The organism is Psychrobacter sp. UBA3480, assembly GCF_002377945.1.
In the GTDB taxonomy this organism is placed as follows: domain Bacteria; phylum Pseudomonadota; class Gammaproteobacteria; order Pseudomonadales; family Moraxellaceae; genus Psychrobacter.
In genome coordinates this window covers 548,152-560,301 of record NZ_DFQV01000020.1, presented here as the reverse complement: position 1 = coordinate 560,301, position 12,150 = coordinate 548,152, and the positions used below count along the sequence as shown (strand labels likewise).

Sequence of the window (12,150 nt, the reverse complement as noted above, 5' to 3'; positions counted from 1 at the left end):
TTAAAATAAGATACGTACGCGGATAGTCTCTTCTACATCTTTTAACTGGTCTAGTGCAGCAGTCGAATCATTGTAGTCGACATCCATCACTAGATAACCAACATCACCTTCTGTCATCAGGCTCTGAGCTAGAATATTAATGCCAGCTTCAGCAAATAAACGGTTAATCTGAGACAGTACGCCTGGCACGTTTTTGTGAATATGTAGTAGACGATGCGAGTTTTCTTTGAACGGAATAGAAACTTCTGGGAAGTTCACAGCCGTCGCCGTATCACCTTGATCAGAGTATCTAACAAACTTATCTGCTACTTCAAGGCCGATATTGGCCTGTGCTTCTTGTGTTGAACCACCGATATGCGGCGTCAAAATCACATTATCAAACTTACGTAGTGGTGACTCAAACTCTTCGTCAGCTGACTTTGGCTCTTTTGGGAACACATCGATAGCCGCACCCAAGATTTTACCAGACTCAAGCGCATCTGCCAGATCATCAATCTCGACGCACGTACCGCGAGCCGCATTGATAAAGTAGCTGCCTTCTTTCATCTGAGCGAACTGCTCAGCTTTCATCATATAGCGAGTGCTTGGTACATCAGGTACATGCAATGTCACGATGTCAGCCGTTGATAGTAGCTCTTCTAAGCTACCAACTTGTACCGCGTTGCCTAGTGGCAATTTGGTCACAGCGTCATGATAGATGACTTTCATACCGAAGCTTTCTGCCAAGACAGACAGCTGCGAGCCGATAGAGCCATAACCGACGATACCGATGGTCTTGCCACGTACTTCGTGTGAGTTGGTCGCAGACTTGCCCCAGCCGCCGCGATGTACAGTTGCATTTTTCTCAGGAATACCGCGATACAGCATGATGGCTTCGGCCAATACTAGCTCAGCTACCGAACGAGTGTTCGAGAATGGCGCGTTAAAGACAGGGATACCAAGATCACGAGCGGCGGCTAGATCTACTTGGTTGGTACCAATACAAAAGCAACCAATGCCGATAAGCTTGTGTGCGTGCTCAAGTACTTCGCGCGTCAACTGAGTGCGCGAACGAATACCGATAAAATGAGCATCTTTGATCTTTTCGATCAGCTCGTCTTGATCTAAGGCGTGACTGATATTCTCGATGTTGTGGTAACCAGCTCCTTCCAATACTTTTAGGGCATTGTCATGTAGACCTTCAAGCAATAAAAACCGGATTTTGTCTTTTTGTAGTGATAACGCCATATGAGAACTGTCCTATAATTGTTTTATAAGATTACCTGTTGGATAATCTATGATGGATGAAACGAAAACAGTCCCGATATCTTACACAAAATTTGAGGTCGATGTTAGCAGATTAGATGAATTATTGGTTATCAAGCCTGAAAAATTTTTATGCTATAGTGAATTATTCTGTTTGAAACCGCTCGAATCAATTATTTATTACTCACCTCTTCTTATAGGTAAAAATTATCACCCACTTATTACTTCTACGAGCTGACTCACCACTGAATTTATAGTTATTTCGCTATATAATAAACAGTCCCAGCATCGTGCTTACGCCAATATTGAGATTTGACCATGACGCCAACTACCGCTCAGAACACATCCGAAACCAATGCCGTGCAAACCATCTTGAGCACGCTCACTGATAACCATGACTTCGACCCGACTCAAATCAAAACCGATGCTGAAAGTCTAGAGCATTGGGGTAAAGACTGGACCAAGCACTTTGCCCCTGCTGCTGCTGCCATCGTCTTTCCAAAGACCACTGAACAAGTACAGACTATCGTACTCCTTGCCAATGAGCACAACGTCGTTCTAACCCCAAGTGGCGGTCGTACTGGTTTATCTGCTGGTGCCGTGGCTGCTAATGGCGAGATTGTTGTCAGCATGGATAAAATGAACCAGATTGGACAGTTTTATCCTGCCGATCGAATAGTTGAAGTCGAAGCCGGTGTGGTCACCCAGCAGTTGCAAGAATTCGCTGAATCAAAAGACTTATACTATCCTGTCGACTTTGCCTCAGCAGGCTCTAGTCAAATCGGCGGCAACATTGGTACCAATGCTGGCGGTATCAAAGTCATCCGCTACGGCATGACCCGTCAGTGGATCATGGGTCTGACTGTTGTCACTGGTAAAGGTGATATTTTGCAGCTGAATCGCGGCATGGTAAAGAACGCCACTGGTTATGACTTGCGCCAATTGTTCATCGGTAGTGAAGGCACACTTGGCTTTGTTACTCATGCGCAAATCAAACTTGAGCGTCAGCCACAAGACTTAAACGTCATGGTGCTTGGCATGGACAGCTTTAACGATGTGATGAACGTGCTCTCTTCCTTTCAAGCACAAATTGATTTGACCGCGTTTGAGTTCTTTGACGATGTAGCGATTGATAAGCTGATGGCACATGGTCAAGTACAAGAGCCGTTTGAATCGCGTACTAAGTTTTATACATTGCTAGAGTTTGAAGCACCTTATGAGCCAATCATGGACAAAGCCATGGCTATATTTGAGCATTGTATGGAGCAAGGTTGGGTCGTCGATGGTGTCATGAGTCAGAGCTTGGCACAGGCCGAAGAGCTGTGGAAGCTACGTGAGTATATCTCAGAGACTATCTCAGTATTTACCCCTTATAAAAACGATGTGTCTGTCCTTATCAGTCACGTACCGACCTTTATCGAAGAGATTGATTATATTGTTAGCAGCAACTATCCAGACTTTGAAGTCTGTTGGTTCGGTCATATCGGCGATGGTAATTTGCATCTGAATATTCTAAAGCCTGAGAATATGAGCAAAGATGATTTCTTTGCTGAGTGTCAGGTCGTCAATAAATATGTGTTTGAGACAGTACAGAAGTATGGCGGTTCAGTATCTGCTGAGCATGGGGTTGGTATGACGAAGAAGCCGTACTTGCACTATAGCCGTAGCGAGACTGAGATTGAGTACTTAAAAGAAGTCAAAAAAGTATTCGATCCAAACAACATTATGAACCGCGGTAAGATTTTTGATATGTGATTAGGTTGTGAACGCTAAACGCTTAACCCAAATAAAAAGACGCTAACCCGAGAGGCTAGCGTCTTTTTTATTACTTTATAATTCGCAAAAACTACGATTTATAAATATAACAGTATCAGTGCGACGACCAATAATATGCTCAAGAACCCTTGAATAATCAGAAACGCCTGATGCGGTGCCGCGATATGACGCACCATATTACCCAATGCATTATAAGTAATACCTGCCGCCTTAATATGGGGTGGACTATCGAAAGTTTTGATAATTTGCAAAAACTGCTCAGTCCGATCAGACGACCAGCCGTGCGGCGCAAATGGTAAAAACGGAGATAATTGTACGGCCTGTTTTTTGGTCGCGGGTGACCATAACCAACGCTCTAAAAACAGCAAGCGCATACGCCAGTCGGCAAAGCTGCGATGATTGATGACTTGTAATAGCAACACTTCTACATTCTTATGACGACTATCGACGAAGATACGCTTTTGCAGATTAAATACGTCTGACTTTTTACCTTCAATACATTGCAGAAAATGACCATTGCCGTAGCATAGCGTGCCTGTGATGTTATGCTGCTGATTGTAGTTACGTGCGTGGCCTTCTACTTCATCAAAAATAGAGGTGCTTAGACGCGAGCCAAGAGTCAGCGTACTGACATAAACCAACTGAACCAAAGCGGAGTCATCTATGTCATCCCACTTCATGGTTCTATTGGTATGATTTAAAGGCATAATAAAATAATCCTAAGAAGCCGATAAGATACGGCTAAACGAAACAAGCAACACAATACTATGCCTGAGTTGAACCAAAAAATTGACTCACAAAAACGTAGCAAATATTTACTACGTGAGACTGTTATTACCGTTACAGCTTGCTATGATAACAAGCAAAACAAAAGGTGCTGATAGATATTATTTAAATTCTATATTGAGATAATAAATAGCAAGACAGTCGCAGGTACAATGATAATGCAGAGCTAGGCGCTTATCAGTGCTCACAAACCTAATAGGTATAAAATGATATAGAATGCGGCAGACGCTATCCTCTAGTCCTCTATATTAGCCAAAATCACTACGAAATATAGTGAGCAAAACGGCCTAAGATATCAACATAACCTATTGTAAATACGGCAATAAATTATTGTAACGACAATATCTTCCTATTGGAATGTTTTTATTACTTTTTTGCACAAAAATCGGTACATCAATGTGCCATGTGCCATGACACCATTATTTGATACCACTATATTCGATAGCTATTTAAAACAGGAAACTTATGAGTAAGATGGAAAAACTAGATGATTTTCACCTCACGATTGCTGAGATTAAGAAAAAAGATTATCCACAATTAAAGGCATTGATGGATCGTGTCTATGTAAATTTGGGTGGCGCATGGTCAAAGACAACCATTCATACTTTGATTGACGCGTTCCCTGAAGGTCAGATTGCTTTGTTTGATCATGATCAGCTGATTGGTATTGTGCTCTCTATGCGCGTTGACTATGCCAAGTTTTCAAATCCGCATACCTATGACGATTTGATTGGGCAAAAAGAAATCATTAGAGACAATCCAGAAGGTGATGCCATTTACGGTTTGGATGCGCTCATCGACCCTGATTATCGCGGCTACCGTCTCGGTCGTCGTCTGTATGATGCACGCAAGGAGCTATGCCGACAGTTGAATTTCCGCGCTATTTTAGCTGGCGGACGAATACCTAACTATCATAATCACAAAGATCTGACTCCAGGCGAATATATTGATGCCGTTGAAAGCCGTGAAATTCACGATTCAGCTTTGTCGTTCCAGCTATCTAATGGCTTTATCGTTAAACGTATTTTGACCGCTTATCTGCCAGATGATAAGCAGTCAAAGGGCTTTGCTACCTTGCTTGAGTGGGCAAATATCTACTACGAGCCTAAAGACTATAAGCCTAATACTCGCAAGTCTGAGGTGCGTATTGGTGGTATTCAGTGGCAGATGCGTGAAGTCGAATCACCTGAAGAGCTACTGCAACAGGTTGAGTTCTTTGTCGATATCATGGCTGACTACAACTCAGACTTTGCCTGCTTACCAGAGTTTTTCAATGCGCCATTGATGGGTCTATGTGAAGAAACCGATCAAAATATTGCCATTCGATTTTTGGCGGGTTATACCGAGTGGTTCAAAAATGAAATCTCGCATTTAGCCGTCAGTTATAACGTCAACGTCATTACCGGTTCGATGCCATTACTAGACGAAGACGATACCTTATACAACGTCAGCTACTTATGTCGCCGCGATGGTACGGTTGAAGAGCAACGCAAAATTCATATTACTCCGCATGAGCGCAGCGCTTGGGTAATCGAAGGTGGCGATGAAGTCAAAGTATTCGACACGGATGCGGGTCGTATCGGTATCTTGGTCTGCTATGATGTTGAGTTCCCTGAGCTTGCACGTCTAATGGCTCTTGATGACATGGATATCTTGTTTGTGCCCTTCTGGACTGATACCAAAAACGGCTATCTACGTGTTCGCCACTGCGCGCAAGCCCGTGCTATCGAAAATGAATGCTATGTGATGATTTGCGGTTCAGTGGGTAACTTACCGCAAGTTGAGAGTTTGGATATTCAGTACGCTCAATCGTCGATTTTTTCACCGTCAGACTTTGCGTTCCCACATGATGCGATCATGGCAGAAACCACTGCCAACACGGAGATGGTATTCTTCTCTGATGTAAACTTGGACAAGCTGACTCATGTTCGTCACGAAGGCTCCGTACATAACCTGATTGACCGCCGTGATGATTTGTTCAGCTTAAAGTGGAAGCGTAAGGCCAAAGTGCCTGCGAGCAAGTTGACCGACGAGCAGCGCCGCGAAAATTCAGGCAGCGTACTGATTGGTGATCCATTACAAAACCGAGCACAAAAGCCATAATAGGTTGACGTAGTACACTTATAGTAGACTTTATAAATAATACGGCTGAATTTCAGCCGTTTATTTTTATCTGCTGTCTACTCTTTGTGCAATGACCATATAGGCAATTACGATAAGATAAGCAGTAACGATAAGCCATCATTTGAAAACAATATGCAAATTAAAAAGCGGATGTCATGACGATTGATATTGAGCAAAAAGAAGTAAAGCCAAAGAAGCAGTCGAAGCGAAAGATGGTTTCGATACTTAAAACGATAATGTTATATGGTCTCATGTTTGTTGTAATCTATAGCGTGGTCAATTGGTGGCGACAGCCTGTCATGCCTGCCAATCCTCAGTTGCAACTGACCGACTATCAAGGGCAAACTATCGATCTAGCAGCGATGAGTCACGAGCGGCCTACGCTGGTATACTTTTGGGGTACGTGGTGTTCAGTCTGTAGTTTTACTTCGCCAACCATCAATAAATTAGCAGCAGATAACTATCCTGTTGTCACTGTTGCCGTACAGTCAGGCTCAAACCAAGAGCTACGCAGCTACCTCGATCAACATCATTTTGACTTCACCACCATAAATGATCAACAAGGCGATATCTTTGCGGATTGGCAAGGACAAGTCACACCGTCCTATGTGGTATTAGAGAATGGCGAGATGACACAAGGGCTAACAGGGATTCAGCCATTATGGTCATTGAAACTGCGTTTATGGTTAGCATCTGTTTTTTAGTACTTGAGCCGTACTTTATATTCCAATAAATAAGCATTTAAAGAGCTTATAGCTACATCTTTGCTGAGAATATGCAACACAGATAAACGATTGATATTGGACAAAATTGGGCCAACCTCGCACAGCTCTTTTTACCCTACCCTTTTTGTCATATAATAGCTGCCGATCTAAATCTTTTTTTGAATTATTTTTACTAGCATATTTTATGTTGCAATCGTCTCGTTACCATTTATTATTGACGTAACTATTTACCGACTAATGAGCGACAATGGGTATTTATTGACATGATGGTTGATAAACCGACTATGATGAGCAATATACCTACTATTAGTAATTAAGCATTATCAATACCGCGTGACCCTCAGTAGTATATTGAACTACATTGAACATCGAGCCTTGTATCCGGTTTTGAACCGACACACAAACCTACCTTTTAAAAAGATACCTTCTATGACTGATAAAAGCACTGACACACCAAGCCAAGATTACAAAGACACGCTGAACCTTGCGGATACGCCATTTGCGATGCGCGCAAACCTTGCCAAGCGCGAGCCAGATTGGTTAGCTGCTTGGGAAGCAGATGACGTGTACGGTAAAATTCGTCAGGCGCGTGCTGGTGCAACCAAGTATATTTTGCACGATGGCCCTCCATACGCCAACGGTCAGATTCACTTGGGTCACGCAGTCAATAAAGTACTAAAAGACATTATTGTAAAATCAAAAACCTTATCAGGATTTGATGCGCCTTACGTCCCTGGTTGGGACTGTCATGGTCTACCAATCGAACAAAAGGTCGAAGCCAAGGTCGGTAAAGTTGGTCAGAAAGTTTCTGCGACCGAATTCCGTGGTCTATGCCGCGAATATGCGAGTACTCAAATTGAATTGCAAAAAGCAGACTTCAAGCGCTTAGGTGTGTTTGGTGATTGGGACAACCCTTATCTGACCATGAACTTCCATCAAGAAGCCAACATCGTGCGTGCGCTTGCCAAGATTTATGACAATGGTCATGTGACTCGCGGTATGAAGCCGGTCAACTGGTGCTTGGACTGTAGCTCTGCCCTAGCAGAAGCAGAAGTAGAATATCAAGACAAAGTCTCTGACGCGATCTATGTCAGTTTTGATGTACTCGGTACAGATAAAGTAGCCGCATTGGCAGATATCGCAGATAACATCGCTGCTGTTATTTGGACAACTACGCCATGGACACTACCTGCTAACCAAGCTATCTCAGTACATCCTGAGCATAACTATAGCGTGGTTGCCACTGAAAAAGGCAACCTACTACTCGCAGCGGATCTTGTCGAAACTGCGCTAAACGAACTTAAACTAGAAAATAACGGCATCCTAGCAACTGTATCAGGCAGCGAGCTTGAAGGCCTACATGCCCAGCATCCACTAATTGCAGACCGTCAAGTACCGCTCATCTTGGGCGATCATGTGACTACCGATAGTGGTACTGGTCTGGTACATACTGCACCTGGTCACGGTCTAGACGATTATATCGTTGGTCTAAAATACAACTTACCAGTAGAAAACCCAGTAAGCGGTACAGGCGTTTATTTAGATAGCGCTGCTGTATTTGCCGGCGAGCACATCTATAAAGCCAATCCAAAAATCATTGCTGCCCTACATGACAATGGCCATTTAATCAGCCATACCAAAATTGAGCATAGCTATCCGCATTGCTGGCGTCATAAGTCGCCAATCATTTTCCGTGCTACGCCTCAGTGGTTTATCAATATGGAAACCAAAGGCTTACGTGCTCGCGCGCTTGCTGATATCCCTACAGTCAACTGGACGCCAGCGTGGGGACAAAACCGTATCGAATCAATGATGACGGGTCGTCCTGATTGGTGTATCTCGCGTCAACGTACGTGGGGCGTGCCGATTACTTTCTTTACGCATAAAGAAACAGGCGAGCTGCATCCAAACACGCTTGAGCTAATGGAAGTCGCGGCACAAAAAATCAATGAAGGCGGCGTAGAAGCGTGGTTTGATGCTAGCTGTGAAGACTTCTTAGGCGCAGAAGCGGCTGACTATGACAAAGCAACTGACACGTTGGACGTTTGGTTTGACTCAGGCACGACGCATTTTGCGGTACTTGATCAACGTGATGAGCTGACCAATCCAGCTGATATGTATCTAGAAGGCTCTGACCAGCATCGCGGTTGGTTCCAGACGTCACTACTGACGTCAGAAGCGATGTATGAGCGCCCACCGTTTAAGCAAGTATTGACCCATGGCTTTGTCGTTGACGAAAACGGTCGTAAGATGAGTAAGTCACTGGGCAATATCATCACGCCGCAAGAAGAGATTAATAAAACTGGCGCGGACATGCTGCGTCTGTGGATTGCATCGAGTGACTATCGTTATGAGATGAGCGCAGGTAAGACGGTCTTTAAAGGTGCGATCGATATGTATCGCCGTATCCGTAATACCTTACGTTTCTTGCTTGCCAATACCGATGACTTCAATCCAGCGACTGATAGCATTGATATCAATGAATTGGTTAGCCTTGATAAATTCATCATTGAGCGCGCACAAACCGTCCAAGCGCAAATCATTAGCGCTTACGATGCGATGGACTTTCACCAAGTCACTCAGCATGTGACGGCGTTTTGCTCGCAAGACTTGGGTAGCTTCTATCTAGATATTATCAAGGATCGCCAGTACACCACGCAGGCAGATGGACAGCCTCGCCGCTCTGCGCAGACGGCTATCTACCATATCACTCATGCGCTGATTCGCTGGATTACCCCAATCTTGTCATTCACGGCGCAAGAGGCTTGGGAAGTACTGAACCAACGTGATGCGGATAAAGGCGGCTATGTATTTACTCGAGAATGGTACGAGTTCCCAGCATTTGAGCTAAGTGCCATCAGCAATGACGACTGGCAGCGCATCATGTTCGCAAAAGACATGGTGAACAAACATATCGAAACTGCACGTGGCGAAAAAATCATCAATGCCAACTTGTCTGCCGACGTGAGTCTATACGCTGACGGTGCAATGTATGAGAGCTTAGCCAAGCTTGATGAAGAGCTTCGTTTTGTACTAATTACTAGTAACGCTGCACTCAAGCCAATGAGCGAAGCGCCTGCTGATAGCATCACACAGACAGATGAAGCGACCGACACCAATACCGAAGAGGCTGTAGATTTAGTGGTACAAGTAAGCGCGGCTACTGGTACTAAGTGCGTACGCTGCTGGCACATCCGTGATGACATCGGCACAGATAGCGCACACCCTGAACTATGCGCGCGCTGCGTGACCAACGTCAGTGGCGATGGCGAGGTGCGTCACTATGTCTAACCCAACAGACTCATCTGAAAGCCAACATGACCAGCAGCCGCAGGTGAAGGTGAAGGTTGACCATTCGCCTAAGCCTGCTCATGCGACCACGGGTAGCTCGACTACGCCTAGAAGTCGCCTGACCAAGTCAACCAATAGGACACCAAAGCTGGTGGCCAATGGTAGTCGTGCTTTTGTATGGTATATATTGGCATTGGTTGTTGTCATTATCGATCAGTGGACTAAATGGTTGGCAGAAACCAAGCTGACCTTTCATGATCCAGTGCCAGTGATCGAGCCATTTCTCAATTGGACACTCGCTTATAATTACGGCGCAGCATTTAGCTTTTTGGCAGATGCTGGCGGTTGGCAGAAGTGGTTCTTTTCAGGGCTGGCATTACTCATGTCGCTGTTTCTAATCATTTATCTGATTAAAGCACCGCGAAAAGCCACGCTGTTATCTTTTGGCCTAGCCTTAGTATTGGGCGGTGCAGTTGGTAATTTAATCGACCGCTTATTACATGGTCATGTGATTGACTTTATCCATGTGCATTATGCTGATGTTTGGCATTATCCGATTTTCAATATCGCGGATATTGGTATTTCTATCGGTGTATTATTGATTGTCATCGATATGCTATTTTTGGAGAAGAAGCGTGAAATGCCACGTTCATAACCGTCTATAGCTAGAGACATTAATTCAATTTATAAATAAAAAAGGTGGGTTACGCAGTCGTAACCCACCTTTTTTTATCGATCGTTTTAGTGCCTTCGTCATATACGTAGCAATACTGATAATCGTGAATGCTATTATTTATAGAAACTCTGATAGTAAACCAGTCACAGTCTCTAAGCCGCCACCTGATAATAAAAACAGCAAGCCTGCCATGTTCACAATGACGGTCAAATAATAAGTCACTCGAAACTCAGGCTTTTGTGATTTGTGACGCAGATACGTTTGAGCCAATAGCGCGCCTACCCAACCGCCTATCGCGCTTAGTATATGCAGTGTAGACTCAGGCGTACGCCAGTCGCCACTTTGCGCAGCAGCTTTGTCTTTGGCATACATGCCATAAGTAATAATCCCTAGCACGACGTACCAACCGACCACTAACCAGCTCAGTTTATCTGTCGCTGCTAATAAAGCTAAAACACCATAAAAAGCCAGCCCAAGGAACGAACGTTTCTTTTGACCCGCTTCAAACTCTGCCTGATGGCTACGTTTCTGATTGCGCTGACGGATTTGCTGATTTTTTTGTGCCATTTTTTGCTGTACAAACCCAAGCTCTTGTACTTGCTTGGCTCGCTTGCGTCCTGGGGCATCTTGTCCAATGCTAAAGACCACTGCCTCACCGATCTCAGGACGGCGCTGAGCCTTAAACTCACTCACATGAAAGAAAACAGACTCGCCCGCTTCAGTTTCAATAAAGCCAAACCCTTTATCGTCCTGCCATTTTTTGACAGTGCCTTGTTGTTTATTCACTACCGACACCTCATATCTTTTAGAATTGCCAATTATAGTACACCATCTGCGTTACATTATTGACGCTTACATCTGGTCTTAGATGGCTTATTATTTCTTACACTATAATACTGCAATTAAAGAGACTGTAATCCAACGCATTATTTTCTATTCTTTTATTCTAGCAACCGATGGCTTTTTATTATGACTCAATCTCAATTTATTAACCCAAACGAAGACACTCGTATCGCTCACGGCAGCCTTGTGAAGCTGCACTTTGAAGTTTCACTAGAGAACGGCACCATCATCGACTCAACTTTTAATCGTGATGCACCTGTGTCTTTGACCATTGGTGATGAGAGCTTGTTACCTGGTTTTGAGCAAGTACTGATGAATCTACGCGCCGGTGATACTCGTACCGCACACCTTGAGCCAGAGCAAGCATTTGGTGAGTGGAATCCTGAAAACATCCAACATTTTAGCCGTACTCAGTTTGCGCTAGTCGCTGACAATCCAGAGATTGGCATGATGGTTGAGTTCGAAGACAAAGGCAAAAACACCTTGCCCGGTACGATCAGTGCCATCGATGAAGACCAAGTCGAAGTCGACTTTAACCACCCTCTCGCAGGACAAGACGTATTATTCAAAGTGAAAATCTTTAAAGTCACACCACCCGGTGTCACAGGTATCAAATTGATGTAAACATCAATAAATACAACCCATCTAAAAATAAATATTGATAAAAAACAGTCCAAAGGGAGA

The 12,150-nt window shown here is 44.1% G+C and carries 9 protein-coding genes; 6 read left to right on the top strand and 3 right to left on the bottom strand.

All coding sequences use genetic code 11. From position 1 onward, the window contains the following. The gene (serA, locus tag B2863_RS09625; protein WP_296209744.1) at nt 1-1,227 is read right to left on the bottom strand and encodes a phosphoglycerate dehydrogenase; all 1,227 of its coding nucleotides are present in this window, start codon (nt 1,225-1,227) and stop codon (nt 1-3) included. Between the two features lie 336 nt (nt 1,228-1,563). On the opposite strand from serA, the gene B2863_RS09620 reads away from it, so the two are divergent. Beyond that, nucleotides 1,564-3,000, top strand: coding sequence for an FAD-binding oxidoreductase (locus B2863_RS09620; protein ID WP_296209741.1), 1,437 nt, complete (start codon nt 1,564-1,566; stop codon nt 2,998-3,000). A gap of 98 nt (nt 3,001-3,098) precedes the next feature. On the opposite strand, the gene B2863_RS09615 is transcribed toward B2863_RS09620, so the two are convergent. Continuing rightward, the gene (locus tag B2863_RS09615; protein ID WP_296209739.1) at nt 3,099-3,728 is read right to left on the bottom strand and encodes a BLUF domain-containing protein; all 630 of its coding nucleotides are present in this window, start codon (nt 3,726-3,728) and stop codon (nt 3,099-3,101) included. Nucleotides 3,729-4,272: 544 nt separating this feature from the next. On the opposite strand from B2863_RS09615, the gene B2863_RS09610 reads away from it, so the two are divergent. The 4 genes from B2863_RS09610 to lspA all read left to right on the top strand — a co-directional run bounded on the left by B2863_RS09610 (nt 4,273) and on the right by lspA (nt 10,602). Then, nucleotides 4,273-5,910, top strand: coding sequence for a carbon-nitrogen hydrolase family protein (locus B2863_RS09610; RefSeq protein ID WP_296209737.1), 1,638 nt, complete (start codon nt 4,273-4,275; stop codon nt 5,908-5,910). 176 nt (nt 5,911-6,086) lie between these two features. Further along, nucleotides 6,087-6,635 (top strand): protein disulfide oxidoreductase, encoded by a 549-nt coding sequence (locus B2863_RS09605; RefSeq protein ID WP_296209736.1) that lies wholly within the window; start codon nt 6,087-6,089, stop codon nt 6,633-6,635. 450 nt (nt 6,636-7,085) lie between these two features. After that, a complete protein-coding gene (gene ileS, locus B2863_RS09600; RefSeq protein WP_296209733.1) occupies nt 7,086-9,947 on the top strand; it encodes an isoleucine--tRNA ligase in 2,862 nt (953 codons plus the stop codon). Further along, the gene (gene lspA, locus B2863_RS09595) at nt 9,940-10,602 is read left to right on the top strand and encodes a signal peptidase II (protein WP_296209731.1); all 663 of its coding nucleotides are present in this window, start codon (nt 9,940-9,942) and stop codon (nt 10,600-10,602) included. Before ileS ends, lspA begins: the two co-directional genes overlap by 8 nt. Nucleotides 10,603-10,740: 138 nt before the next feature. On the opposite strand, the gene B2863_RS09590 is transcribed toward lspA, so the two are convergent. Next, nucleotides 10,741-11,409 (bottom strand): cold shock and DUF1294 domain-containing protein, encoded by a 669-nt coding sequence (locus B2863_RS09590; RefSeq protein WP_296209728.1) that lies wholly within the window; start codon nt 11,407-11,409, stop codon nt 10,741-10,743. 183 nt (nt 11,410-11,592) lie between these two features. Between B2863_RS09590 and B2863_RS09585 the strand changes: the two genes are divergently transcribed. Then, entirely contained in the window at nt 11,593-12,090 is a 498-nt protein-coding gene (locus tag B2863_RS09585) for an FKBP-type peptidyl-prolyl cis-trans isomerase (RefSeq protein ID WP_057758447.1), read from the top strand. Nucleotides 12,091-12,150: the final 60 nt, after the last annotated feature.

Bases quoted from the DNA above. Each gene is read 5' to 3' on its own strand.
- lspA (WP_296209731.1), top strand. From the start codon at position 9,940: ATGTCTAACCCAACAGACTCATCTGAAAGCCAACATGACCAGCAGCCG.
- B2863_RS09620 (WP_296209741.1), top strand. From the start codon at position 1,564: ATGACGCCAACTACCGCTCAGAACACATCCGAAACCAATGCCGTGCAA.
- B2863_RS09615 (WP_296209739.1), bottom strand. From the start codon at position 3,728: ATGCCTTTAAATCATACCAATAGAACCATGAAGTGGGATGACATAGAT.
- ileS (WP_296209733.1), top strand. From the start codon at position 7,086: ATGACTGATAAAAGCACTGACACACCAAGCCAAGATTACAAAGACACG.
- B2863_RS09605 (WP_296209736.1), top strand. From the start codon at position 6,087: ATGACGATTGATATTGAGCAAAAAGAAGTAAAGCCAAAGAAGCAGTCG.
- B2863_RS09585 (WP_057758447.1), top strand. From the start codon at position 11,593: ATGACTCAATCTCAATTTATTAACCCAAACGAAGACACTCGTATCGCT.
- serA (WP_296209744.1), bottom strand. From the start codon at position 1,227: ATGGCGTTATCACTACAAAAAGACAAAATCCGGTTTTTATTGCTTGAA.
- B2863_RS09610 (WP_296209737.1), top strand. From the start codon at position 4,273: ATGAGTAAGATGGAAAAACTAGATGATTTTCACCTCACGATTGCTGAG.